Origin of the sequence: Agromyces aureus, from assembly GCF_001660485.1 — a bacterium.
In the GTDB taxonomy this organism is placed as follows: Bacteria; Actinomycetota; Actinomycetes; order Actinomycetales; family Microbacteriaceae; genus Agromyces; species Agromyces aureus.
Window position 1 is genome coordinate 2,148,736 of sequence record NZ_CP013979.1, and the last position, 25,399, is coordinate 2,174,134.

Here is a 25,399-nt window from a genome sequence, read left to right on the forward strand (position 1 = left end):
GTCCCGTGAGGCGGAGAAGGGAGTCGGTCTGATGGCGCGCACAGTGCTCAATCACGCTGACATATCGCGGGCGTTGACCCGCATCGCGCACGAGATCCTCGAGTCCAATCGCGGCGCGACCGATCTCGTCATCCTCGGCATCCCGACGCGTGGCACCGTACTGGCCCGTCGCATCGCCGAACTGATCCAGCGCATCGAGCCGTCTGCTCCGGTGCAGCTCGCCGGATCGCTCGACGTGACCATGTATCGCGACGACCTCTCCCGCAGCCGCATCCGCATGCCGTCGCCCACCGAACTGCCGCCCGGCGGCATCGACGGCAAGACCGTCGTGCTCGTCGACGACGTGCTCTACTCCGGCCGCACCATCCGCTCGGCCTTCGACGCCCTGAGCGACCTCGGTCGGGCGCGCGCCGTGCGACTCGCCGTGCTCGTCGACCGCGGCCACCGCGACTTCCCCATCCGCGCCGACTTCGTCGGCAAGAACCTGCCGAGCGCCGCGAGCGAGCGCATCAACGTGCGGCTCACCGAGGTCGACGGCGGCGACGACCACGTCACGATCGAGGGAGGCGCCGAATGAGGCACCTGCTCAGCACCCGCTCGCTCTCCCGCGACGAGGCGATCGCGCTGCTCGACATCGCCGAGGACATGGCGGCCGTGCAGCACCGCGAGGTGAAGAAGCTCCCGACCCTGCGCGGCAAGACCGTGGTCAACCTCTTCTTCGAGGACTCCACGCGCACGCGCATCTCGTTCGAGGCCGCGGCGAAGCGTCTCTCGGCCGACGTCATCAACTTCAGCGCCAAGGGTTCGAGCGTGTCGAAGGGCGAGAGCCTGAAGGACACCGCGCAGACCCTGCAGGCCATGGGCGCCGACGGCGTCGTGATCCGGCACCCGGCATCCGGCGCGCCGTACACGCTCGCCACGAGCGGCTGGATCGATGCGGGCGTCGTCAACGCGGGCGACGGCACGCACGAGCACCCCACGCAGGCGCTGCTCGACGCGTTCACGATGCGCAGCCGCCTGCATGGCGCTGCGAGCCGGGGCAAGGGCCTCGACGGCGTGCGCGTGGTGATCGTGGGCGACATCCTCCACTCCCGCGTCGCACGCTCGAACGTCTGGCTGCTCTCCACGCTCGGCGCCGAGGTCACGCTCGTCGCGCCGCCGACGCTCGTGCCCGTCGATATGGCCGGCTGGCCGGCATCCGTCGCCTTCGACCTCGACGAGGCGCTCGCGACGAAGCCCGACGTGGTCATGATGCTCCGCATCCAGGCGGAGCGCATGCACGGCTCGTTCTTCCCGAACAGTCGCGAATACGCACGGACCTGGGGTCTCGACGATGCCAGGTTCTCCCAGTTGCCCACGACTACGATGGTCATGCATCCCGGGCCGATGAACCGAGGGCTGGAGATCTCCGCCCTCGCGGCGGACTCTGCGCAGTCCACGGTCAGGGAGCAGGTCGCGAACGGAGTATCAGTGAGAATGGCCGCCCTGTATCTGCTGCTTTCGGGCGAGCGAGGTGAGCTGCGATGACCGAGTCGTTCCTCATCACGGGCGCGACGCTCGCGTCGGGCGAGCGCGCCGACATCCGCATCGCCGACGGTCGCATCACCGAGGTCGGTCGCCTTACGGATGCCGCGGGCGCGACGATCGTCGACGCCGACGGCCTGATCGCGCTGCCGGGTCTGGTCGACCTGCACACCCATCTGCGCGAGCCCGGGTACGAGCAGAGCGAGACGGTGCTCACGGGCACGCAGGCGGCCGCCGCCGGCGGCTTCACGGCGGTCTTCGCGATGGCCAACACCTCGCCCGTGGCCGACACGGCCGGTGTGGTCGAGCAGGTCGCGAGCCTCGGCACCGCCGCCGGCTACGCCACGGTGCAGCCGATCGGCGCCGTCACGGTCGGGCTCGAGGGCGAGCAGCTCGCCGAGCTCGGCGCGATGGCCCGGTCGCGGGCCAACGTGCGCGTCTTCAGCGACGACGGGTTCTGCGTCTTCGACCCGCTGCTGATGCGTCGCGCCCTCGAGTACGTCAAGGCCTTCGACGGCGTCGTCGCGCAGCACGCGCAGGAGCCGCGGCTCACGCAGGGCGCGCAGATGAACGAGGGTGCGCTCTCGGGCGAGCTCGGACTCGCCGGCTGGCCTGCCGTGGCCGAGGAGTCGATCATCGCGCGCGACGTGCTGCTCGCCGAGCACGTCGGCAGCCGCCTGCACGTCTGCCACGTCTCGACCGCCGGGTCGGTCGAGGTCATCCGCTGGGCGAAGGCCCGCGGCATCGACGTCACGGCCGAGGTCACGCCGCACCACCTGCTCCTCACCGAGGATCTCGTGGCGAGCTACGACCCGCGCTACAAGGTGAATCCGCCTCTGCGTCGGGCCGAAGACGTCGAAGCGCTGCGCGCCGCACTCGCCGACGGCACCATCGACATCGTCGCGACCGACCACGCCCCGCACCCCATCGAGGCGAAGCAGAGCGAGTGGGATGCCGCGGCGAACGGCATGGTCGGCCTCGAGTCCGCCCTCTCGGTCGTGCACGCCTCGGTCGTCGAGAACGGCCTGCTCGACTGGTCCGACGTCGCCCGCGTGCTCTCCTCGACCCCCGCCCGCATCGGCCGCCTCGCCGGACAGGGCGAGGGCATCGTGGCGGGCGCAGCACCCGAGGTGACGCTCTACGACCCCGCCGCGGCATCCGAGTTCGCACTCGATCGGCTCGCGGGCCGCAGCATCAACTCGCCCTACCTCGGCCGTTCGCTGCCCGGCCGCGTCGTCGCGACCTTCCACGCGGGCTACGCGACGCTGCTCGACGGCGTCGTGCTGCCAGCCGACGAGATCGCACGTCGCGCAGCCGTCGTCGGAGGTGCCCGTGGATAAGTGGGTCGGCGCGATCGTCGCGCTCGTGGTCGTCGCGGGCCTCCTCTGGCTCGCGTACCGCGCATGGCGCAAGCGCGAGACGCGCGACGCGACCCTGTCGGCGTACCCGCTGCCCGGACTCGAGGGCGAACCGATCCTCGAGACCGAGGTGCTCTACGTCGCCACGACCCCGATCGGCTCGCCGCTCGAGCGCCTCGCCGTGCAGGGCCTCGCCTTCCGGGGGTCGGGGCGCGTCGAGGTCTTCGCCGAGGGCGTCGTGCTCCGCATCGCGGGCGAGCAGCCCTCGTTCCTCCCCTCCGATCGACTCGTGTCCGCAGGCGAGGCGACGTACGCCATCGACCGCGGCGTCGAGCCGGGTGGCCTCGTCGCGCTCAGCTGGATCGTGGCGCTCCACGATGCCGAGCCCGAACAGGTCGCCCCCTACGTCGACAGCTACCTCCGTGCCCGTCACCCGGGCGACTCGGCGCGCATCATCGCCGCCGTCAACGACATCGCTGCAGCACGCACCGTGATGCAGCCCCACCATGAGAGCGAGGCCTCGGATGACTGAGACCACCACCCGCCTTCACGAGCCGGCAGTGCTCGTGCTCGAGGACGGCACCCGCTACGAGGGCCGAGCCTACGGCGCCCGCGGACGCACCCTCGGCGAAGCCGTCTTCGCGACCGGCATGACCGGCTACCAGGAGACGCTGACCGACCCGTCGTACGCGGGCCAGATCGTCATGATGACCGCGCCGCACATCGGCAACACCGGCATGAACGACGAGGACATGGAGTCCGCCCGCATCTGGGTCGCCGGCTTCATCGTGCGCGACCCCTCCCGAGTCGTCTCGAACTTCCGATCGCAGCGGAGCCTCGACGACGACCTCGCCTCGGCGGGCGTCGTCGGCATCAGCGGCATCGACACGCGCGCGCTGACCCGCCACCTGCGTTCGGCGGGTTCCATGCGCGCCGGCGTGTTCTCGGGCGAGGACTTCGCCCTCTCCCACGGCGAGCAGCTCGAGCTCGTGCAGACGGCCGCCGAGATGAGCGGCCGCAACCTCTCGGGCGACGTCTCGACGACCGAGGCGTACCAGCTCCCGGCGACCGGCGAGCGCGTCGGCACCGTCGCGGTGCTCGACCTCGGCGTCAAGACGTCCACGCTGAACTTCCTCGCCGAGCGCGGATTCGACGTCCACGTCGTGCCGCAGACCGTCACCGCCGAGGAGGTGCTCGCACTCGAGCCCGACGCGCTCTTCTTCTCGAACGGTCCCGGCGACCCCGCGGCATCCGACCGTCACGTCGAGATCCTGCGCAGCGCGCTGCGCGCCGGCGTGCCGTACTTCGGCATCTGCTTCGGCAACCAGCTCCTCGGCCGCGCACTCGGCTACGGCACGTACAAGCTGCCGTTCGGTCACCGCGGCATCAACCAGCCCGTGATCGACCGGGCCACCGGCCGAGTCGAGATCACCGCGCACAATCACGGCTTCGCCGTCGACGCCCCGATCGACCGCATCAGCGACTCGAGCGAGGGCTTCGGCCGGGTCGAGGTCAGCCACGTCGACCTCAACGACAACGTCGTCGAGGGCCTGAACTGCCTCGACATCCCCGCCTTCTCGGTGCAGTACCACCCGGAGTCCGCGGCCGGCCCGCGCGACGCCAACTATCTCTTCGACCGGTTCCGCGACATGGTCATCGCGAGCAAGGAGAACCAGGCCTGATGCCCAAGCGCGACGACATCAACAGCGTCCTCGTCATCGGATCCGGTCCGATCGTCATCGGACAGGCAGCCGAGTTCGACTACTCGGGCACCCAGGCGTGCCGAGTGCTCCGCGCCGAGGGGGTGCGCGTCATCCTCGTGAACCCGAACCCGGCCACGATCATGACCGATCCCGACTTCGCCGACGCGACGTACATCGAGCCGATCACGACCGAGATCATCGAGTCGATCATCATCAAGGAGCGGCCCGACGCCGTGCTGCCGACGCTCGGCGGCCAGACGGCGCTGAACGCGGCCATCGCCCTCGAAGAGGCCGGCATCCTCGCCAAGCACGGCGTCGAGCTCATCGGCGCGAAGGTCGAGGCCATCCGCAAGGGTGAAGACCGCCAGCTCTTCAAGGACCTCGTGATCGAGGCCGGCGCGGGCGTCGCCCGCTCGCACGTGGCCAAGACCCTCGACGATGCGAAGGTGTTCGCCGAAGATCTGGGCTACCCCCTCGTGGTGCGTCCCTCGTTCACCATGGGCGGCCTCGGCTCGGGCTTCGCGTACACCGAGGAGGACCTCGTGCGCATCGTCACGCAGGGCCTCCACGACTCGCCCACGACCGAGGTGCTCCTCGAGGAGTCGATCCTCGGCTGGAAGGAGTACGAGCTCGAGCTCATGCGCGACACGGCCGACAACACGGTCGTCGTCTGCTCCATCGAGAACGTCGACCCGGTCGGCGTGCACACCGGCGACTCCATCACCGTCGCACCCGCGCTGACGCTCACCGACCGCGAGTACCAGAACCTGCGCGACATCGGCATCGACATCATCCGTCGGGTCGGCGTCGACACCGGCGGCTGCAACATCCAGTTCGCGATCGACCCGGCCGACGGCCGCATCATCGTGATCGAGATGAACCCGCGCGTGTCGCGTTCGTCGGCGCTCGCGTCGAAGGCGACCGGATTCCCGATCGCGAAGATCGCGGCGAAGCTCGCCATCGGCTACCGGCTCGACGAGATTCCGAACGACATCACCAAGGTGACTCCGGCGAGCTTCGAGCCCACGCTCGACTACGTCGTCGTCAAGGTGCCCCGGTTCGCGTTCGAGAAGTTCCCGGCCGCCGACCCCACGCTCACGACCACCATGAAGTCGGTCGGCGAGGCCATGGCCATCGGCCGCAACTACGCGACCGCGCTGCAGAAGGCGCTCCGGTCGCTCGAGAAGCGCGGTTCGTCGTTCCACTGGGGCGAGGAGCTCCGCACCGTCGACGAGCTCCTCGAGGAGTCGAGCACGCCGACCGACGGCCGCATCGTGCTCGTGCAGCAGGCGCTCCGCAAGGGCGCCACGATCGAGCAGGCGTTCGACGCGACGAAGATCGACCCGTGGTTCCTCGACCAGATCGTGCTGATCAACGAGGTCGCCGACCAGGTCGCCGCCGCCGAGAACCTCGACACCGACCTGCTGCTGCTGGCGAAGGACCACGGGTTCTCCGACGCGCAGATCGGGCAGCTCCGCGGCTTCGGCGAGGCCGACGCGCGCGAGGTGCGCCACATCCTCGGCATCCGCCCGGTGTACAAGACGGTCGACACGTGCGCGGGGGAGTTCCCGGCGCTCACGCCCTACCACTACTCGAGCTACGACTTCGAGACCGAGGTCGCTCCATCCGACCGCCGCAAGGTCATCATCCTCGGCTCGGGCCCGAACCGCATCGGCCAGGGCGTCGAGTTCGACTACTCCTGCGTGCACGCCTCGTTCGCGCTGTCGGATGCCGGCTTCGAGACCGTCATGATCAACTGCAACCCCGAGACCGTCTCGACCGACTACGACACGAGCGACCGGCTCTACTTCGAGCCGCTCACGCTCGAGGACGTGCTCGAGGTCATCCACGCCGAGTCGCAGTCGGGCGAGCTCGTCGGCGTCGTCGTGCAGCTCGGCGGCCAGACCGCACTCGGTCTCGCCAAGGGTCTCGAGGCGGCCGGCGTGCCCATCCTCGGCACGACGCCCGACGCGATCGACCTCGCCGAGGAGCGCGGGCTGTTCGCCGGGATCCTCGAGACGGCCGGTCTGCTCGCGCCGCGCAACGGCACCGCGATCGAGCTCAACGGCGCCGTCCAGGTCGCCGAGGAGATCGGATACCCCGTCCTCGTGCGCCCGAGCTACGTGCTCGGCGGCCGCGGCATGGAGATCATCTACGACTCGCCCTCGCTCGCCGACTACTTCGCGCGCATCGAAGGTCAGGGCATCGTCGGCCCGACGCATCCGCTGCTCGTCGACCGCTTCCTCGACGACGCGATCGAGATCGACGTCGACGCACTGTACGACGGCACGGACCTCTACATCGGCGGCGTCATGGAGCACATCGAGGAGGCCGGCATCCACTCCGGCGACTCGAGCTGCACCCTGCCCCCTGTCACGCTCGGCCGCGCCGAGATCGACCGGGTGCGCGAGGCGACGCGTTCGATCGCCGAGGGCATCGGCGTGAAGGGCCTGCTCAACGTGCAGTTCGCGATCGGCGCCGGGGTGCTCTACGTGCTCGAGGCGAACCCGCGCGCGAGCCGCACCGTGCCGTTCGTCTCCAAGGCCCTCGGCATTCCGCTCGCGAAGGCCGCGTCGCGCATCATGGTCGGTGCGACGGTCGCGGAGCTCATCGCCGAGGGCATGCTGCCCGCGGTCGACGGCTCGCGCGTGCCGCTCGACGCGCCCGTCGCCGTCAAGGAGGCCGTGCTGCCCTTCCACCGCTTCCGCACCAAGGAAGGGCTCATCGTCGACTCGGTGCTCGGCCCCGAGATGCGCTCGACCGGCGAGGTCATGGGCATCGACCGCGACTTCCCGCGGGCGTTCGCGAAGAGCCAGCTCGCCGCGTACGGCGGCATGCCGACCGGCGGCACGGTCTTCGTGTCGGTCTCCGACCGCGACAAGCGCTCGATCATCCTGCCGATCCTGCGCCTGAAGCAGCTCGGCTTCGAGATCGCCGCGACCGAGGGCACGGCCGAGGTGCTTCGCCGCAACGGCATCGCCGCACGCGAGGTGCTGAAGTACAGCGAGAAGACCGACGGCGACGCCACCTCGGTGGTCGAGCTGATCCACCGCGGCGAGGTCGACGTCGTCGTGAACACGCCGAGCGGCCGCTCGGCGCGCGCCGACGGCTACGAGATCCGCGCTGCGGCCGTCTCGGCCGACGTGCCGCTGTTCACGACCATCGCGGAGCTCTCGGCGGCGGTCGCGTCCATCGACGAGGGCGGCCAGGCCTTCGAGGTGACGAGCCTGCAGGAGTACGCGATCCGTCGCGAGGCATCGGCATGAGCGAGCGCATCCCCTTCGGCGAACGCCTCGCCTCCGTCTTCGCCGCCTACGGCCGGCTGTGCGTCGGGCTCGACCCTCACGCCTCGCTCCTCGAGCGGTGGGGTCAGCCCGACTCGGCCGAGGGACTCCGCGAGTTCGGCCTGCGGGTCATCGAGGCCGCAGCGGATCGCGTCGGCATCCTGAAGCCCCAGATCGCGTTCTTCGAGCGCCACGGCGCCGCGGGCTACGCGGTGCTCGAGCGCCTGCTCGCCGAGGCGCGCGAAGCCGGCCTGCTGGTCATCGCCGACGTGAAGCGAGGCGACATCGGCACGACGGTCGAGGCGTACGGCGAGTCCTGGCTCCGCCCCGGCTCGAGCCTCGAAGCCGACGCCATGACGATCAGCGCGTACCAGGGTCTCGGTTCGATCGAGCAGGTCATGGTCGCGGCCGAGACCGCGGGCAAGGGGCTCTTCGTGCTCGCCGCGACCTCGAACCCCGAGGCCGCCGCGATCCAGCGCGCCGTGCTGCAGCAGTCGAGCCGGGCCGGTCACACCGTCGCCGCTGCGATCACGCAGGGCGTCATCGGCTGGAACCAGGGCCGACCGGATGCCGCATCGAACTCGTTCGGCTCCGTCGGCGTCGTGTTCGGCGCGACCACCGACCTGCGCGCGACCGGGATCCCGACCGATGTCGAACCGCCGAGACCCGGACTCGCGGTGCTCGCACCGGGCTTCGGACACCAGGGCGCGGAGCCCGGCGACCTGCGCGTGCGATTCGGCGGCTACGCCGCCGGCGTCATCGCGAACGAATCGCGGTCGCTGCTCTCCGCCGGACCCGACGGGCTCGCCGATGCGATCGCGCGCCGTGCCGACGAGTACGGAGCCGCCGGTGCCTGAGCAGAACACGAGAGCCACCCCGCCCGAGGTCGACCGCGTCGCCGCATCCCGCGCGGCGGTCGCGGCGAGGCGTGCCCGTGCGAGCGTGAAGGCCGAGATCGCCGCGGGCTCGCGGAGCCCGCTCGACGTGCTTCGCGTCGCCTTCGCCGAGGCGGAATCGGCCGAGGGCCGCCTCCGGGTGACCGAGTTCCTGACCTCGATCCCGGCGATCGGCGTCACGAAGTGCGCCAGGATCCTCGAGGAGCTCGAGATCTCGACGGCCAAGCGTCTGGGCGGCCTCGGCCGGCTCCAGCGTCGGCGCCTGCGGGAGTTCGTCGCCTCGTGGGTCGCCTCGCACGGCGGCACGGGCGATCGGCTCGTGGTGCTGGCCGGACCGACGGCCGTCGGCAAGGGCACGGTCGCGTCGTACATCCGCCGCCACCACCCCGACGTCAAGCTGTCGGTGTCGGCGACCACGCGCGCCCCGCGGCCGGGCGAGGTCGAGGGGGAGAGCTACTTCTTCGTCGACGACGCCGAGTTCGATCGCATGGTCGAGGCGGGCGAGCTGCTCGAGTGGGCCACCGTGCACAACGCGTACCGCTACGGCACGCCGCGCGGGCCCGTCGAGCAGGCGATCGCGGCGGGCGACAGCGTGCTGCTCGAGATCGACATCCAGGGTGCGCGGTCGGTTCGACGGGCCATGCCCGAGGCGACGCTCGTGTTCCTGCTCCCCCCGACCTGGGACGAACTGGTGCGCCGACTCGTCGGCCGCGGCACCGAGTCCCCGGCCGAGCAGCAGCGCCGACTCGAGACCGCGAAGGTCGAGCTCGCGGCGGTCGACGAGTTCGATCACCAGGTCGTCAATCACGACGTGCCCGAGGCCGCGCAAAAGGTCGTAGACTTGATGCGGCCCCGTTCAGGGCGGCGTTGAGCTGCCCGGGTCACGATTTTCCGGCGCACGCGAGGTGCGCATGTTCGTTTCGAAGGAGTATCTCCATGGCTGAGAAGCTGTCCGGCATCATCGACCCGCCCATCGACGACCTGCTGTCGAAGGTCGACTCGAAGTACCAGCTCGTGATCTTCGCGTCCAAGCGCGCGCGTCAGATCAACGACTACTACGCCGACCTCCACGAGGGCAGCCTGTTCGACAACGTCGGCCCGCTGGTCGACTCGTCGATCGACGACAAGCCCCTCTCGGTGGCGATGCACGAGATCAACGAAGACAAGCTGGTGCTCCGCCCCCTCGGCGAGTAAGCACGGCACGGATGTCGCGACTCAACATCGTCGTCGGCATCACGGGCGGCATCGCGGCGTACAAGGCGGTCGGCGTCGTCCGATCGCTCGTGCTCGCCGGGCATGACGTGCACGTGGTGCCGACCGCGGGCGCGCTGCGCTTCGTCGGTCGACCCACCCTCGAGGCGATCTCGCGCAACCCGGTTCACACCGACCTGTACGAGGGTGTCGCCGAGGTGCGGCACGTCGCCATCGGCCAGGCGGCCGATCTGATCGTGATCGCCCCGGCCACGGCCAACTCGATCGCGAAGCTCGCCGCGGGCCTCGCCGACGACCTGCTCGGCAACACGGTGCTCGCGAGCGAGGCACCGATCGTGATCGCCCCGGCGATGCACACCGAGATGTGGCTGAACCCCGCGACGGTCGCGAACGTCGCGACGCTCCGTGAGCGCGGGGTCACCGTGGTCGGCCCGGCGGTCGGTCAGCTCACCGGCAGCGACAGCGGCCCCGGCCGCATGGAGGAGCCCGACGTCATCGTCGCCGCCGCACTCGCGCGCGCCGAGGCATCCGCCCGCCGTGATCTCGCCGGGCGACGCGTGGTCGTCACGGCCGGCGGCACGCGCGAGCCGCTCGACCCCGTCCGGTTCCTCGGCAACCGGTCGAGCGGCAAGCAGGGCGTCGCGATCGCCGAGGCCGCGCGTGCCCGCGGCGCGCACGTGACGCTCGTCGCCGCGAACCTCGAGGTCGCCTCGCCCGGCGGCTGCGACCTCCGCGAGGTCTCGACCGCACTCGAACTGCAGGCCGCCGTGACCGAGGCTGCCGCCGGTGCCGACCTCGTCGTGATGGCGGCGGCCGTGGCCGACTACCGGCCCGCGGCGGTCAGCGAGTCCAAGATCAAGAAGCAACCCGGTGATGACGGGCTCACGCTCGAGCTCGTGCGCAACCCCGACATCCTCGCCGGGCTCGGCCATGCGCCGCACGACGGCACGCTCCTCGTGGGCTTCGCAGCAGAGACCGAGGCCGACGACGACCGGCTGCTGGCGCTCGGCGCCGGCAAGCTCGAGGCGAAGGGCGCCGACCTGCTCGTCGTCAATCGCGTCGGCTGGACCGAGGGGTTCGCCCGCGACGACAACCGCGTCGTCATCATCGGCAATGAGGGTGTGCTCGCACGGGCGGTCGGGAGCAAGATGTCGGTGGCGCACGAGATCCTCGATGTCGTCGCGCCTCGTCTGCGCGAGTTGCGGGCGCCCGGTTCGTCCGGGCTCCCTTCGCCCGCATCGGGCTGACCGCACGAGACTGCGGTCATGCCCGACGAGTCTTCACACCATCGACGAAAGTAGAACCGCGACCATGCCGCAGCTTCGCCTGTTCACCTCCGAGTCCGTCACCGAGGGGCACCCCGACAAGATCTGCGACCAGGTCTCGGACTCGATCCTCGATGCGCTGCTGACGGTCGACCCGCACAGCCGGGTTGCCGTCGAGACGTTGGTGACCACCGGCCTGGTGCACGTCGCGGGTGAGGTCACGACCTCCGGCTACGTCGAGATCCCGGCCATCGTGCGCGAGCGGGTGACCTCGATCGGCTACAACTCGTCGGACGTCTGGTTCGACGGCCGCTCGTGCGGTGTCTCCGTCTCGATCGGCGGCCAGTCGCCCGACATCGCGCAGGGCGTCGACGACGCGTTCGAGTCGCGCGAACGCTCGAGCGAGGACCTGCTCGACAAGCAGGGCGCCGGCGATCAGGGCATCATGTTCGGCTACGCCACGCGCGAGACGCCGCAGCTCATGCCGGTGCCGATCTGGATCGCGCACCGTCTCGCCGAGCGCCTGACCGAGGTCCGCAAGCGCGGCGAGCTCGACTACCTGCGCCCCGACGGCAAGACCCAGGTCACGGTCGGATACGACGGTCAGGTGCCGCGCACGATCGAGACGGTCGTGCTCTCCACGCAGCATTCGCCGAAGGTCTCGACCGAGCAGCTCCGTGCCGAGGTCGAAGAACTCGTGATCACCCCCGTGCTCGACACGGTCGAGCTCACGCGGCCCGAGCTCAACGTGCTGATCAACCCGACCGGCCGGTTCGAGATCGGCGGCCCCCAGGGCGACGCCGGCCTCACGGGCCGCAAGATCATCATCGACACGTACGGCGGCGCGAGCCGGCACGGCGGCGGCGCGTTCAGCGGCAAGGACCCGTCGAAGGTCGATCGCTCGGCCGCGTACGCCATGCGGTGGGTCGCGAAGAACGCGGTCGCCGCGGGTCTGGCCGACCGACTCGAGGTGCAGATCGCGTACGCGATCGGCAAGGCGGCACCTGTCGGCCTCTACGTCGAGACGTTCGGCACGGCGCACGTGCCTGAGGAGCGCATCATCGGCGCCATCCGCGAGGTCTTCGATCTCCGCCCCGCGGCGATCATCCGCGATCTCGACCTGCTGCGACCGATCTACGCGCAGACGGCGGCGTACGGTCACTTCGGCCGCGAGCTGCCCGACTTCACCTGGGAGCGACTCGACCGCGTCGACGACCTGCGCGCCATCGCCGGGCTCTGACATGGCGGGCGGCTCCGTCGCCAGGGTGCTGCTCGACTCCCCGCTGCCACAGCTCGACCAGCTCTTCGACTACCGGGTTCCCGAGCGCCTGCGCGAGCAGGCGCGACCGGGCGTTCGTGTGCGCGCGCCGCTCCGATCCGGCGGCCGCATCGCGAACGGCTGGCTCGTCGAACTCGCCGATTCGAGCGAGTTCGAGGGGCGGCTGAGCGACCTCGAGGACGTCGTCTCCGAGGTTCCCCTCCTCGTGCCCGAGGTCTGGGCGCTCGCACGAGCTGCGGCCGACCGTGCAGCGGGCAACGCGAGCGACGTGCTCCGGCTCGCCGTGCCGTCGCGGTACGTGCGCGTCGAGCGGGCGTGGTCGGCGGCCGAGCCCGATCCGGGCGAGCTGCCCGTCGAGCCGGCGGCCGTGCACGGCGCCGCACCGGGCCGGATCGAGTCGGGCATCGCTGCGGGCGAGCGGATGTCGCTGGCCGCCGATCCCCGACCGGTGCGCCTGCGTTCGGGCGCCTGGGTCGGCTCGTGGGCGCTCACGATGGCGCTGGCCGCTGCCCATGCCCTCGCCGCCGACCGTTCCGCGCTGCTCGTCGTGCCCGACTATCGCGATCAGGAGCAGCTCGAGGCGGCGCTGCACGCGACCGTCGATCCGCGCCGCGTCCTGCGCACCGATGCCCGGCAGGCGGGCGGAGCCAGGTTCCGCGCGTTCCTCGACGCGACGGGTGAGGCGGCGCGCGTGATCATCGGCAACCGGTCGACCGTGTACGCGCCGGCGAGCCGGCTCGGCCTGATCGCGATGTGGGACGACGGCGACTCGCTCATGAACGAGCCGCTGTCGCCAGGCGTGCATCCGAGGGACGCTGCGCTGATCCGCCAGGAGCAGTCGGGGGCGGCGCTGCTCATGCTCTCCCACTCGCGCAGCCTCGAGGTGCAGCGCCTGGTCGAGATCGGGTGGATGCACGAGATCCCGGTCGCCGGGCACGCGCGACCGCGCGTGATCCCGACCGAGCAGCAGCACGCCCCCGAGGCGGGCTCGGCGCGCATTCCCACGGCGGCGTGGCGTCAGGCGCAGGAGGCGTTGCGGTCGGGGCCGGTGCTCGTGCAGGTGGGGCGCCCAGGCAACACCCCGGCGCTCTCGTGCGACCGCTGCCGCGAGCCGGCGCGGTGCGCGGCGTGCGGCGGGGGCCTCGCCGTGCCGCGGGCCGGCGGAGTGGCGGCGTGCTCGTTGTGCGGCACGACCGCCGCGGGCTGGGCGTGTCCGACTTGCGAGGGGACGCGACTGCGAGCCGTCACGATCGGTGCGAGCCGCACGGCCGACGAGTTGGGTCGCGCCTTCCCGAACACCAGGGTGGTCCTCTCCGACGGCGAGAAGCCGGTGCTCCGCGTCGGCGCCGAGCCGGCCCTCGTCATCGCCACCAGGGGTGCCGAGCCGATCGCCGACGGCGGGTACCGTGCGGTGCTGCTCCTCGACGGGGAGCGCATGCTGCTCCGCGAGTCGTTGAGGGTCGCCGAGGACTGCCTGCGCTGGTGGTCGAACGCGGCGGCGCTCGTCGCACCGGGTTCCGCCGTGTTCCTGGTGGGCGTCGGCGGCGCGTTGGCGACCGCGCTCTCGACCTGGCGGCAGGGGGATTGGGCGTCGACCGAGCTCGACTCGCGTCGCGCGCTGCGGTTCCCGCCGGCGGTCCGGGTCGCGAGCGTCAGCGCCTCCGCGGCGAACGTCGGCGCGGCGATCACGGCGGTCGAGTCCGCCGGCGGTGTCGACGTGCTTGGGCCGGTTCCGGTCGACGACGGCCTCGTGCGAGCGCTGGTGCGCTTCGACTACGGTGTCGGCGCGCGGGTGGCGAACGAACTCCGCTCGGAGATGATCCGGGTGGCGACCGAGCGGCGTCGACCGGTGGCCGGTCGGCCCGTGCGTCGCCCGGCCGTGCTCCGGGTGCGGTTCGACGACCCCGAGGTGCCGTGAGGCGCACCGATCTTCGACGGCCACGGCATCGTTCGGCCTCGATCCACGTCGACGACGATCTCGTTCGACGACGCGCACGCCATCGAAGGGCCTCGATCGATGTCGTACCGGCATGGATCCGCGCGTCGGCGACAATGGAGTGTGCAGAAGCTCCGACTCGTCTTCGCCGGTACTCCGGCGGCCGCCGTTCCCTCGCTCGAACGACTCGCCGCGAGCGGGCATGAGATCGTCGCGGTCGTCACGCGTCCGGCGGCCCCGCTCGGACGCAAGCGGCTGTTGACGCCGTCGCCCGTGGCCCAGGCGGCCGAGCGGCTCGGGCTGCCGATCGTCGAGGCGGCACGGCTCGACGCTGAGGCCACCGCGCGCATCGCGGCATCCGAACCCGATCTCGGGGTGATCGTCGCCTATGGCGGGCTCGTGCGCGAGCCGCTGCTCTCGACCCCACCGCACGGCTGGATCAACCTGCACTTCTCGCTGCTTCCGGCATGGCGCGGCGCAGCGCCCGTCCAGCACGCGCTCATCGCCGGCGAGGCCGAGACCGGTGCCGCGGTGTTCCGGCTCGTGCCGGAGCTCGACGCGGGCGACGTCTTCGCCGACCTCCGGCGCACGATCGTGGCCGACGACACGGCGGGCGCGCTGCTCGACGAACTCGCCATGTCGGGCGCCGAGCTCCTCGCGGGCGTGGTCGACGGCATCGCCGACGGCACGGCCGCGGCCGCTCCCCAGGTCGGCGAGCCCTCGTTCGCCCCGAAGCTCGGCATCGACGATGCGCGTCTGAACTGGTCCGCTTCCGCTGCGACCGTGCTCGCACGATATCGAGGCGTCACGCCCGAACCCGGCGCGTGGACGACGATCGAGGGGCAGCGCCTGAAGCTGCTCGAGCTCGCCGCCTCGTCGGATTCGCCGCCCGAGACGAGCCTGCGCCCCGGCGAGCTCGCCGCGAGCGGTCGGCGCCTCTTCATCGGCACGGCCGACGCGCCGATCGAGGTGCGGCGCGTGCAGCCCGCCGGCCGCACGGGCATGGCGGCCGCCGACTGGTGGCGCGGATCCGGACGAGACGGGATGGTGGCCGAATGAGCGAGCAACGAGGGCGGGCGCACGGAGACCGCCGCCGACCGGATGCGCCGCGCCAGCCGAAGATCTCGCCGGCGCGACGCGTCGCGTACGAGGTGCTCGAGGCCGTCCGTCTCGACGAGGCGTACGCCAACCTGCTGCTCCCCGCGCGCATCCGCCGAGCGAGACTGAGCCAGGCGGATGCCGCGTTGGCGACCGAGCTGACCTACGGCACCCTTCGCCGGCAGGGCTACTACGACCGCGTGATCGAGCTCGCGGCGGACCGCCCGGCCGACGCGATCGACCCGGCCGTGCTCGACGTGCTGCGCCTCGGCGCGCACCAGTTGCTCTCGACCCGCGTGCCGACGCACGCGGCCGTGAACGAGCAGGTCGATCTCGCGCGCTCGGTCTCGCCGAAGGCCGCGGGCTTCGTCAACGCGGTGCTCCGCACGGTGTCGCGCACGGATGCCGACGCCTGGCGCGAGCTCGTCGCCGAGGGCGTGTCGAACGAGGACGAGCGACTGGCGCGCCTCGAGAGTCATCCGAAATGGGTCGTGCGCGCACTTCGCGCCGCCCTCGACCGCGAGGGCCGCGCCGACGAGCTCGAGGCGCTCCTGCAGGCCGACAACTCGTCGCCTCGCGTGAACCTCGCCGTGCTGCCGGGGCTCGTCGACGAGTCCGCCCTGCTCGAGGTCGACGGATTCGCGCCCGACCGCTACTCGCCGATCGGCGCGACCTCGCACGACCCGATCTCGGTCGTCGAGTCGGGCGGCGGCCGCATCCGCGTGCAGGACGAGGGCTCGCAGCTCGCGGCGCTCGCCCTCAGCCGCGCCCGGCCGGTGGAGGCGGGGGAGCGCTGGTTGGACCTCTGCTCCGGCCCGGGCGGCAAGACCGCCGTGCTCGCGGCCGAGGCGCTCGCAGGGGGCGCCGTGCTCTCGGCCAACGAGATCGTGCCCGTGCGCGCCGACCTCGTGCGCTCCGCGATCGCGGGCGTGCCGCTCGACGTCGAGGTTCGGGGCGGCGACGGCCGCGACCTCGATGCGGCCGCGTTCGGGGCCCCCGGCGGATTCGACCGCATCCTGCTCGACGCACCGTGCACCGGTCTCGGCGCCCTTCGCCGACGGCCCGAGGCCCGCTGGCGCAAGCGCCCGCAGGACGTCGGCGAGCTCACGCTCCTGCAGGGCCAGCTGCTCGACGCGGCCTTCGCCGCGCTCGCGCCCGGCGGCGTGCTCGCGTACGTGACCTGCTCGCCGCACACGGCCGAGACCCACGGTTCGCTCGGTGCGGCGCTCGCGCGCTGGGGCGACGAGGCCGAATCGCTCGACACCGCGGCCGTCGTCCAGGCCGTGTCGCGGCATCCGCTCGACCTGGCCTCGGGGGAGGCGACCGTGCAGCTCTGGCCGCATCGCCACGGCACCGACGCGATGTTCATCGCGCTCGTGCGGCGCGTGCCTGCCAGCTGAATTCAGCCTGCCGAGGCACGCCCGTCCGAGCCACCGCCACGACTCACGGCCCGGCGGGGTCCGGGCCCCTCGCTAGGCTGGCAGCATGACGACGCGGATCAACCCGAGCATCCTCGCTGCCGACTTCGTGAACCTCGAGTCCGAGCTCGCGCGCATCGCGAGCGCCGACCTCGTGCACGTCGACGTCATGGACAACCACTTCGTGCCGAACCTGACCTTCGGCCCGCAGATGGTGGGTCGGCTGCAGGACGTCAGCCCGATCCCGCTCGACGTGCACCTCATGATCTCGGATGTCGACCGCTGGGCTCCGGGTTACGCCGAACTGGGTGCGTACTCGGTGACCTTCCACGCCGAGGCGACCGACGAGCCGGTGCGGCTGGCACGGCGCCTCCGCGAGATCGGCGCACGGGCGGGCATCGCCCTGAAGCCCGGAACGGATGCCGCGCCCTACCTCGACCTGCTGCCCGAGTTCGACCAGGTGCTCGTCATGACGGTCGAGCCCGGGTTCGGCGGCCAGTCGTTCATGCGCGAGACGATGCCCAAGCTCAGCCGAGTGGCCGATGCCGTGCGCGCGGCCGGACTCGACGTCTGGCTGCAGGTCGACGGCGGCATCTCCCTCGACACGATCGGCATCGCCGCCGAGGCGGGCGCCGACACCTTCGTCGCCGGCTCGGCGGTCTTCGGGGCCGAGGTGCCGGCCGAGCGCATCGCGGCGCTCCGCGACCTCGCGGCGACACATCGGCATGGGGCGCAGCCGGGCACCGGTAGTCTGAAGTCGTGAAGACATTCGACGAACTCTTCGTCGAGCTCAGCGAGAAGGCCCGCACCCGCCCAGAGGGTTCCGGCACGGTGCGCGAGCTCGATGCGGGCGTGCACGCCATCGGAAAGAAGATCGTCGAGGAAGCGGCCGAGGTGTGGATGGCCGCCGAGTACCAGACCGATGACGAGGCTGCTGAGGAGATCTCGCAGCTGCTCTACCACCTGCAGGTGCTGATGCTCGCGAAGGGCCTCTCACCCGCCGACGTGTACCGACATCTCTGACGTTCGCCTCTGCATCGACTGCTCGTTCCGAACGAAAGCACCTCATGACCGATTCACCAGTGCTCCTGCGCATCGCCGTGCCCAACAAGGGCTCGCTCTCCGAGACCGCCGCCGACATGCTCGCCGAGGCGGGCTACAGCGGCCGTCGCGACACGAAGGAACTCCACGTCGTCGATGCCCGCAACGGCGTCGAATTCTTCTACCTCCGGCCCCGTGACATCGCGACCTACGTCGGGTCGGGCGCGCTCGACGTCGGCATCACCGGACGCGATCTCCTGATCGACTCCGGTTCGGTCGCGACCGAGACCGCCGAGCTCGAGTTCGCGCGATCGACCTTCCGGTTCGCCGGGCACGCCGACCGATTCCGCGAACTGTCCGACCTGCAGGGCGTGCGCGTGGCCACGAGCTATGCCGGCCTGGTCGGCAAGTTCCTCGCCGACGCGGGCGTCGATGCCACGCTCGTGCCGCTCGACGGGGCCGTCGAATCGGCGGTCCGCCTGGGCGTCGCCGATGCGATCGCCGACGTCGTCGAGACCGGCACGACGCTCCGCAAGGCCGGCCTGTCGATCTTCGGCCCGGTGATCCTCGAGTCCAGCGCCGTGCTGGTGAGCTCGCCGAACGAGCAGCCCGGCACGGCGACCCTCGTGCGACGCCTGCAGGGCGTGCTCGTCGCGCGCCGCTACGTGCTGCTCGACTACGACGTGCCCCTCACCCACCTCGAGCGCGCGACGGCTGCGGCACCCGGGTTCGAGTCGCCGACCGTGTCGCCGCTGCACGACCCCGAGTGGGTGGCGGTGCGCGTCATGATCCCGCGCGTCGACATGAACCACGTCATGGACGAGCTCTACGCGATCGGTGCGCGCGCGATCCTCGTCAGCGCGATCCACGCTGCGCGGTTGTGAGGCACGGATGTCGCTCGCGATCCGTGTGATCCCGTGCCTCGACGTCGCGGCGGGCCGCGTCGTCAAGGGCGTCAACTTCGAGAACCTCCGCGACGCCGGCGACCCCGTCGAACTCGCGGCCCGTTACGGCGAGCAGGGAGCCGACGAGCTCACCTTCCTCGACGTCACGGCCACGGTCGACGATCGATCGACCACGTACGACATGGTGCAGCGCGTCGCCGAGCAGGTGTTCATCCCGCTCACAGTGGGCGGCGGCATCCGCTCGAACGACGATGTCGCGCGACTGCTCGGCCACGGCGCCGACAAGGTCGGCGTCAACAGCGCCGCGATCGCCCGACCCGCGCTCATCGGTGAGATCGCCGACCGCTTCGGCGCGCAGGTGCTCGTGCTCTCGCTCGATGTGAAGCGCTCGGAGCGCACCGAATCGGGCTTCGTCGTCACGACCCACGGCGGTCGTACCGAGACCGACTTCGACGCGCTCTGGTGGGCGCGAACGGCGATCGAGCTCGGCGCGGGCGAGTTGCTGGTCAACTCGATCGATGCCGACGGCACGAAGGCCGGATTCGACCTCGAGCTCGTCGCCCTCATGCACGAGGTCTCGAGCGTGCCCGTCATCGCCTCAGGGGGCGCCGGAGCGGTCGAGCACTTCGCACCGGCCGTCGCGGTCGGCGCCGATGCGGTGCTCGCGGCATCCGTGTTCCACAATGCCGAGCTGACCATCGGCGAGGTGAAGGCCGCACTCGCGGCAGACGGAAGGATCGTGCGATGAGCGACGCTGTCGAAGGCGCACTCGACCGGGCGACGTTCAACGCCGACGGGCTGCTGCCCGCGGTCATCCAGCAAGAGGGCACCGGCGAGGTGCTCATGCTCGGGTGGATGGACCGCGAGGCGATGCGCCGCACCCTCACCGAGGGGCGCGTGACGTTCTGGTCCCGGTCGCGTCAGGAGTACTGGCGCAAGGGCGACACGTCGGGCCACGCGCAGTACGTGCGCGCGGCCGCGCTCGATTGCGATGCCGACACGCTGCTCGTGACCGTCGAGCAGATCGGCGTCGCGTGCCACACCGGCACCCGCACGTGTTTCGTGGGCGACCCGCTCGAGGTCGTCCAGGGCTTCCCGCCCGCCGACTGACGAGGAGCCCGCGTGCCAGCCACCACCACGTTCGACGAGTTCCAGGCCCTGCTGCCCGGTCGGCGCGTCGTGCCCGTCGTCCGGCAGCTCTTCGCCGACGGAGAGACGCCGGTCGGCATCTACCGCAAGCTCGCACGCGACCGCCCTGGCACGTTCCTGCTGGAGTCCGCCGAGCAGGGCGGCATCTGGTCGCGGTACTCGTTCGTCGGGGTCTCGTCCTACGGCGTCCTCGCCGAGCACGACGGGCGCGTGCAGTGGAACGACCACGGCCTCGGACTCGACGCCGCCCGCGCGCTCGGCGAGGCCGCCGCGCTCGAGCCGCTCGCCGCACTCGAATCGCTGTACGAGCGCTGGCGCTCAGACGACGTGCCCGGTGCACCGCCCCTCACGGGCGGGCTGGTCGGGTTCATCGGCTGGGAGGCGATCCGCCAGATCGAGCACCTGCCGAACCGGCCGCCGGCCGACTTCGAGATGCCCGGCCAGGCGTTCTGCTTCGTCGCCGAGCTCGCGGTCATCGATCACCGCACGGGCACCGTGCAGCTCGTGGCATCCGTGCTCAACGACGGCGTCGACGAGCCCGACGCCATGTGGGTCGGCGCGCAGGAGCGGCTCGACCGCATGCAGCGCGATCTCGCGCGACCCTCCGAGGCGCACCTCGCGATCATCGACCTCGACGTCTCGTCGACGCCGACGCATCGCACCGAGCAGGCCGAGTTCCTGGCCGCGGTCGAGCGCTCGCGCGAGTACATCCGCGAGGGCGACGTCTTCCAGGTCGTCGTCTCGCAGCGGTTCGACCACGAGGTCGTGGCCGATCCCATCGACGTCTACCGGGTGCTCCGCACGCTGAACCCGAGTCCGTACATGTACTTCCTGCACGTGTCGGATGCCGCGGGCGAGCCGATCCACATCGTCGGGTCCTCGCCCGAGGCGCTCGTCAAGGTGCAGCAGGGGCGCGTGTTCACGCACCCCATCGCCGGGTCGAAGCCGCGCGGGTCGACGCCGGAGGCCGACGCCGAGTTCGAGGCCGAGCTGGTCGCAGACCCCAAGGAGCAGGCCGAGCACCTCATGCTCGTCGACCTCGCGCGCAACGACCTCGCCAAGGTGTGCCGAGCCGGTTCGGTCGAGGTGACCGAGTTCATGCGAGTCGAGCGGTTCAGCCACATCATGCACCTGGTGTCCTCGGTCGAGGGCGACCTCGCGCCGAAGGCGAACGCCGTCGACGTGTTCCGGGCCACCTTCCCGGCCGGCACCCTCTCGGGCGCGCCGAAACCGCGCGCGCTCGAGATCATCGACGAGCTCGAGCCCGCCCAGCGCGGTCTCTACGGCGGTGTCGTCGGCTACTTCGGCTTCGGCGGTGACGCCGACCTCGCGATCGCCATCCGCACCGCCACGATCAGCGGGGGAGTCGCTCGCGTGCAGGCCGGCGCCGGCCTCGTGGCCGACTCGGTCGCCGAGTCGGAGTTCGAGGAATCGCGCAACAAGGCCGCCGCGCCACTGCGGGCCGTCGCGATCGCGAACGCCCTTCGGAGCATCCCGTGAGCGGCTCGCGGCTGAAGTCGCTCACGCTGCTCGTCGCGCTCGTCGGCGCCGGGCTGGCCCTGCTCGCGTGGAGCCAGACCTGGTTCGAACTGCGCATCGTCGACCCGGTGACGCAGGGCGGCGGCGAACCGATCGAGGTGGGCGGAGGCGTCGCCTCGCCGGCACTCGCGGCGCTCGGGCTCGCGGGCCTCGCCATGGTCGCGGCGCTCGCGATCGCCGGCCCCTTCATCCGCGTCGTCCTCGCGGTGATCCAGGCGCTCCTCGGCGGTTCGATCGTGCTCGCCAGCGGCCTTGCGATCGGCGACCCCGTGAAGGCGGTCGCGCCCTCCGTGACGGATGCGACGGGCGTCGCGGGTGCCGACCCGACGGCGGAGCTCGTGGCATCCGTCGACCCCACCGTCTGGCCATGGATCGCGGTCGTCGGCGGCGTGCTCGTCCTGCTCGCGGCGATCGCCGCCCTCGTGACCGGCTCGCGGTGGCCCGGCTCGTCGCGCCGCTACTCGACCACGCGGCTCGCCGAGGCCGACGGCGGTCACGGCATCGCCGACGGCGCCGACGGTGCTGCTGCTGAGACATCCTCCGACGCGGAGCGCGCCCTGCCCGAGACCGATGCCCGACGCCGGGCCTCCGACCGGGCCGTCGACGCGTGGGACGAGCTCAGCCGCGGCGACGACCCCACCGACGAGCTCTCCGAGGCATCAGCCAAGGATGCCGACCGCGACGGGCGTGAGAGCCCGACCGAACCCAGCCGCTAGACTTGCGGCGAACCCCACAGCACGAAGGAGCAACATGAGCACTGAGACCGCAGAGCCCGGCCACGGACACTCGCCCGCGGCATGGACCGCCGTCGTCATCATGCTCGTCGGCTTCACGATGGGCACCTTCGCCTTCTGGTTCGAGGTCGTGTGGCTGGTCTGGGCCTCGGCCGGCATCGTCCTGGTCGGACTGCTCGTCGGCTGGCTGCTCGCGCGCTCCGGCTACGGCGTCGGCGGCGACAAGGTCGCTGCGAAGGCGCACTGACGCGTGCTCGCCGATCTGACGGCGAACTCCGTCGCCGACGCTCTCGCGCGCCGTGAGCACCGGTCGCTCGACCTCGTCGAGCGTGCCGCGATCGATCGTGCGCCCGCCCTCGACGCGCTGACGGTGCTCCGGCCCGCCTCGCACGTGAAGGTCATCGCCGAGATCAAGCGAGCGAGCCCGTCGCGCGGTTCCCTCGCGAGCATCGAGGATCCGGCCGAACTCGCACGGATCTACGAACTCGGCGGCGCGAGCGCGATCAGCGTGCTCACCGAGGGCCGCAAGTTCAAGGGCTCGCTCGACGACCTCGAGGCCGTTCGCGCGGCCGTGTCGATCCCCGTGCTCCGCAAGGACTTCATCGCGACGCCGTACCAGGTGTTCGAGGCCCGGGCGGCCGGTGCCGACCTGGTGCTGCTCATCGTCGCGGCCCTCGACGACGCCATGCTTCAGGAGCTGTTCGAGCTCATCACCTCGCTCGGCATGACGCCGCTGGTCGAGACCCACTCGGCCGACGAGCTCGAGCGTGCGAAGGCGGTGGGCGCGCGCCTCATCGGCGTCAACGCCCGCGACCTCTCGACCTTCGAGCTCGATCGCGACCTCTTCGGGCGGCTCGCCGACCGATTCCCCTCAGATGCCATCCGCGTCGCCGAGTCCGCGGTGCTCTCCGCGGCGGATGTCGCGCACTACCGTGCGGGCGGCGCCGACGTCGTCCTCGTGGGCGAGGCGCTCGTCACGGGCGACCCGATGGCCAACCTCTCAGCTTTCCTGGCGGTGTGACATGGCGCTCAGAGCGCAGACCGGTCCGTACTTCGGCGACTTCGGTGGGCGCTTCGTGCCCGAATCCCTCATCGCCGCCCTCGATCAGCTCGGCGAGGCGTACGACCTCGCGAAGCTCGATCCGGCGTTCGCCGAGGAGCTCGCCGAACTCGGTCGCAGCTACACGGGTCGCCCGTCGATCATCACCGAGGTGCCGCGCTTCGCGAAGCACGCCGGAGATGCGCGCATCATCCTGAAGCGCGAAGACCTGAACCACACCGGCTCGCACAAGATCAACAACGTGCTGGGGCAGGCCCTGCTCACCAAGCGCATCGGCAAGACGCGCGTGATCGCCGAGACCGGTGCGGGCCAGCACGGCGTCGCCACCGCCACGGCGGCCGCGCTGTTCGACCTCGACTGCACGATCTACATGGGCGAGGTCGACACCGAGCGCCAGGCGTTGAACGTGGCGCGTATGCGCCTGCTCGGCGCCGAGGTCATCGCCGTCAAGACCGGGTCGCGCACCCTGAAGGACGCGATCAACGACGCGATGCGCGACTGGGTCACGAACGTCGAGACCACCAACTACATCTTCGGCACGGTCGCCGGCCCCCATCCGTTCCCCGAGATGGTGCGCGACTTCCAGAAGATCATCGGCGAAGAGGCGCGCCAGCAGGTGCTCGACCTCACCGGCGAGCTGCCGACCGCCGTCGTCGCCTGCGTCGGCGGCGGCTCGAACGCCATCGGGCTCTTCCACGCCTTCCTCGACGACACCGACGTGAAGATCGTCGGCTTCGAGGCCGGTGGCGAGGGCGTCGACACGCCCCGGCATGCCGCGACCATCAGCAAGGGCCGCCCGGGCGTCCTGCACGGCGCGCGCAGCTACATGCTGCAGGACGACGACGGCCAGACCATCGAGTCGCACTCGATCTCGGCCGGCCTCGACTACCCGGGCGTCGGCCCGGAGCACTCGTGGCTCTCGGCGATCGGCCGCGCCGAGTACCGACCCGTGACCGACGATGCCGCCATGCAGGCGCTCCGCCTGCTCACGCGCACCGAGGGCATCATCCCCGCCATCGAATCCGCGCACGCCCTCGCCGGCGCGCTCGAGCTCGGTCGGGAGCTCGGCCCCGACGCGACCATCCTCGTGAACCTCTCCGGTCGTGGCGACAAGGACATGGACACCGCGGCGAAGTACTTCGAGCTCTACGACCAGGAGGACGCCAAGTGAGAACGGTCGCCCCCGTCATCCGTCGCCGCAACGACGAGGCGAACGGCGCGCTCATCGGCTACCTGCCCGTCGGGTTCCCCACGCTCGACGAGAGCGTCGAAGCTGCGGTCGCCCTGGTCGAGAACGGCGTCGACGTGCTCGAGCTCGGCCTGCCGTACTCCGACCCCGTCATGGACGGGCCGGTCATCCAGGCCGCGACCCAGCAGGCCCTCGCGAACGGGTTCCGGCTCTCGCACGGCTTCGAGGCCGTGCGTCGGGTCACCGAGCGCGTCGACGCCCCGGTGCTGCTCATGACCTACTGGAACCCCGTCGTGCAGTACGGCGTCGACCGGTTCGCCGACGACCTCGCCGCAGCCGGGGGAGCGGGCCTCATCACCCCCGACCTCATTCCCGACGAGGGGGCCGACTGGATCGCCGCCTCCGAGCGCACGGGACTCGACCGCGTCTTCCTGGCCGCTCCCACCTCGACCGACGAGCGCCTCGTGCGCACGATCGAGGCGAGCCGCGGGTTCGTCTACGCGGTCTCGACCATGGGCATCACGGGTGCCCGATCGGATGTCGACGCCGCCGCCCGCACGCTGGTCACCCGTCTGGGCGAGGCCGGCGCCGAGGCGAGCTGCGTGGGCGTCGGCATCTCCACGGCCGCCCAGGTGGCCGAGGTGCTCGAGTACGCGCAGGGCGCGATCGTCGGGTCGGCACTGGTCAAGGCGCTGGCCGAGGGCGGCGTCGCCGCTGCCGGTGCGCTGGCCGCCGACCTCGCACGCGGCACACGTTCGCACTGAAGTACGCTGACTGAGGCCCGAGTGGCCGAACCCACCGAAGAAAGG

Annotated in this window: 25 protein-coding genes; all 25 read left to right on the plus strand. The window is 71.3% G+C overall.

Annotated elements, in window-relative coordinates:
* Positions 1–28 precede the first annotated feature (28 nt).
* On the plus strand, positions 29–577 hold the full coding sequence (gene pyrR / locus ATC03_RS09500) for a bifunctional pyr operon transcriptional regulator/uracil phosphoribosyltransferase PyrR (protein ID WP_067881816.1): 549 nt from the start codon (positions 29–31) through the stop codon (positions 575–577).
* Positions 574–1,527 carry an aspartate carbamoyltransferase catalytic subunit gene (locus tag ATC03_RS09505; protein ID WP_067876081.1) on the plus strand — a complete coding sequence of 318 codons (954 nt, stop codon included), beginning with the start codon at positions 574–576 and terminating at the stop codon, positions 1,525–1,527. The genes pyrR and ATC03_RS09505 overlap by 4 nt, the downstream gene beginning before the upstream one ends.
* The gene (locus tag ATC03_RS09510; RefSeq protein ID WP_067876084.1) at positions 1,524–2,864 is read left to right on the plus strand and encodes a dihydroorotase; all 1,341 of its coding nucleotides are present in this window, start codon (positions 1,524–1,526) and stop codon (positions 2,862–2,864) included. The genes ATC03_RS09505 and ATC03_RS09510 overlap by 4 nt, the downstream gene beginning before the upstream one ends.
* Positions 2,857–3,414 (plus strand): PH-like domain-containing protein, encoded by a 558-nt coding sequence (locus tag ATC03_RS09515; protein ID WP_067881819.1) that lies wholly within the window; start codon positions 2,857–2,859, stop codon positions 3,412–3,414. The genes ATC03_RS09510 and ATC03_RS09515 overlap by 8 nt, the downstream gene beginning before the upstream one ends.
* Positions 3,407–4,564 (plus strand): glutamine-hydrolyzing carbamoyl-phosphate synthase small subunit, encoded by a 1,158-nt coding sequence (carA, locus tag ATC03_RS09520; protein WP_179947910.1) that lies wholly within the window; start codon positions 3,407–3,409, stop codon positions 4,562–4,564. Before ATC03_RS09515 ends, carA begins: the two co-directional genes overlap by 8 nt.
* Positions 4,564–7,851 (plus strand): carbamoyl-phosphate synthase large subunit, encoded by a 3,288-nt coding sequence (gene carB, locus ATC03_RS09525; protein ID WP_067876090.1) that lies wholly within the window; start codon positions 4,564–4,566, stop codon positions 7,849–7,851. The genes carA and carB overlap by 1 nt, the downstream gene beginning before the upstream one ends.
* Positions 7,848–8,726, plus strand: a complete 879-nt coding sequence (pyrF, locus tag ATC03_RS09530; RefSeq protein WP_067876093.1) for an orotidine-5'-phosphate decarboxylase — start codon at positions 7,848–7,850, stop codon at positions 8,724–8,726. The genes carB and pyrF overlap by 4 nt, the downstream gene beginning before the upstream one ends.
* Positions 8,719–9,636, plus strand: a complete 918-nt coding sequence (gene gmk, locus ATC03_RS09535) for a guanylate kinase (protein ID WP_067881821.1) — start codon at positions 8,719–8,721, stop codon at positions 9,634–9,636. Before pyrF ends, gmk begins: the two co-directional genes overlap by 8 nt.
* Positions 9,637–9,701: 65 nt before the next feature.
* On the plus strand, positions 9,702–9,959 hold the full coding sequence (gene rpoZ / locus ATC03_RS09540; protein ID WP_055857586.1) for a DNA-directed RNA polymerase subunit omega: 258 nt from the start codon (positions 9,702–9,704) through the stop codon (positions 9,957–9,959).
* 11 nt (positions 9,960–9,970) lie between these two features.
* The gene (coaBC, locus tag ATC03_RS09545) at positions 9,971–11,224 is read left to right on the plus strand and encodes a bifunctional phosphopantothenoylcysteine decarboxylase/phosphopantothenate--cysteine ligase CoaBC (RefSeq protein WP_067876096.1); all 1,254 of its coding nucleotides are present in this window, start codon (positions 9,971–9,973) and stop codon (positions 11,222–11,224) included.
* A gap of 64 nt (positions 11,225–11,288) precedes the next feature.
* Positions 11,289–12,482 (plus strand): methionine adenosyltransferase, encoded by a 1,194-nt coding sequence (gene metK / locus ATC03_RS09550; protein ID WP_067876099.1) that lies wholly within the window; start codon positions 11,289–11,291, stop codon positions 12,480–12,482.
* Between the two features lies 1 nt (position 12,483).
* Complete coding sequence (locus ATC03_RS09555) at positions 12,484–14,439, plus strand: primosomal protein N' family DNA-binding protein (protein ID WP_067876103.1); 1,956 nt, start codon at positions 12,484–12,486, stop codon at positions 14,437–14,439.
* A gap of 141 nt (positions 14,440–14,580) precedes the next feature.
* Positions 14,581–15,516: a methionyl-tRNA formyltransferase gene (gene fmt / locus ATC03_RS09560; protein ID WP_227820276.1), complete on the plus strand. Its 936-nt coding sequence runs from the start codon at positions 14,581–14,583 to the stop codon at positions 15,514–15,516.
* Entirely contained in the window at positions 15,513–16,955 is a 1,443-nt protein-coding gene (locus ATC03_RS09565; RefSeq protein WP_084003407.1) for an RsmB/NOP family class I SAM-dependent RNA methyltransferase, read from the plus strand. The genes fmt and ATC03_RS09565 overlap by 4 nt, the downstream gene beginning before the upstream one ends.
* An 85-nt stretch (positions 16,956–17,040) precedes the next feature.
* Positions 17,041–17,736 (plus strand): ribulose-phosphate 3-epimerase, encoded by a 696-nt coding sequence (rpe, locus tag ATC03_RS09570; RefSeq protein ID WP_067876110.1) that lies wholly within the window; start codon positions 17,041–17,043, stop codon positions 17,734–17,736.
* On the plus strand, positions 17,733–17,996 hold the full coding sequence (locus ATC03_RS09575; RefSeq protein ID WP_055857598.1) for a phosphoribosyl-ATP diphosphatase: 264 nt from the start codon (positions 17,733–17,735) through the stop codon (positions 17,994–17,996). Before rpe ends, ATC03_RS09575 begins: the two co-directional genes overlap by 4 nt.
* A 44-nt stretch (positions 17,997–18,040) precedes the next feature.
* Positions 18,041–18,898 (plus strand): ATP phosphoribosyltransferase, encoded by an 858-nt coding sequence (gene hisG / locus ATC03_RS09580; RefSeq protein ID WP_067876113.1) that lies wholly within the window; start codon positions 18,041–18,043, stop codon positions 18,896–18,898.
* Between the two features lie 7 nt (positions 18,899–18,905).
* Positions 18,906–19,667, plus strand: coding sequence for an imidazole glycerol phosphate synthase subunit HisF (hisF, locus tag ATC03_RS09585; RefSeq protein ID WP_067876115.1), 762 nt, complete (start codon positions 18,906–18,908; stop codon positions 19,665–19,667).
* Entirely contained in the window at positions 19,664–20,029 is a 366-nt protein-coding gene (hisI, locus tag ATC03_RS09590; RefSeq protein ID WP_067876120.1) for a phosphoribosyl-AMP cyclohydrolase, read from the plus strand. Before hisF ends, hisI begins: the two co-directional genes overlap by 4 nt.
* Before the next feature lie 12 nt (positions 20,030–20,041).
* Positions 20,042–21,568, plus strand: a complete 1,527-nt coding sequence (locus tag ATC03_RS09595) for an anthranilate synthase component I (RefSeq protein ID WP_067876123.1) — start codon at positions 20,042–20,044, stop codon at positions 21,566–21,568.
* Positions 21,565–22,323, plus strand: a complete 759-nt coding sequence (locus tag ATC03_RS09600; RefSeq protein ID WP_067876126.1) for a Trp biosynthesis-associated membrane protein — start codon at positions 21,565–21,567, stop codon at positions 22,321–22,323. The genes ATC03_RS09595 and ATC03_RS09600 overlap by 4 nt, the downstream gene beginning before the upstream one ends.
* A 34-nt stretch (positions 22,324–22,357) precedes the next feature.
* Entirely contained in the window at positions 22,358–22,588 is a 231-nt protein-coding gene (locus ATC03_RS09605; protein ID WP_067876129.1) for a DUF6704 family protein, read from the plus strand.
* 3 nt (positions 22,589–22,591) lie between these two features.
* Positions 22,592–23,362 (plus strand): indole-3-glycerol phosphate synthase TrpC, encoded by a 771-nt coding sequence (gene trpC / locus ATC03_RS09610; protein ID WP_067876131.1) that lies wholly within the window; start codon positions 22,592–22,594, stop codon positions 23,360–23,362.
* A 1-nt stretch (position 23,363) separates the two neighbouring features.
* Positions 23,364–24,572, plus strand: coding sequence for a tryptophan synthase subunit beta (gene trpB, locus ATC03_RS09615; protein ID WP_067876133.1), 1,209 nt, complete (start codon positions 23,364–23,366; stop codon positions 24,570–24,572).
* Complete coding sequence (gene trpA / locus ATC03_RS09620; RefSeq protein ID WP_067876136.1) at positions 24,569–25,354, plus strand: tryptophan synthase subunit alpha; 786 nt, start codon at positions 24,569–24,571, stop codon at positions 25,352–25,354. The genes trpB and trpA overlap by 4 nt, the downstream gene beginning before the upstream one ends.
* Positions 25,355–25,399 lie beyond the last annotated feature (45 nt).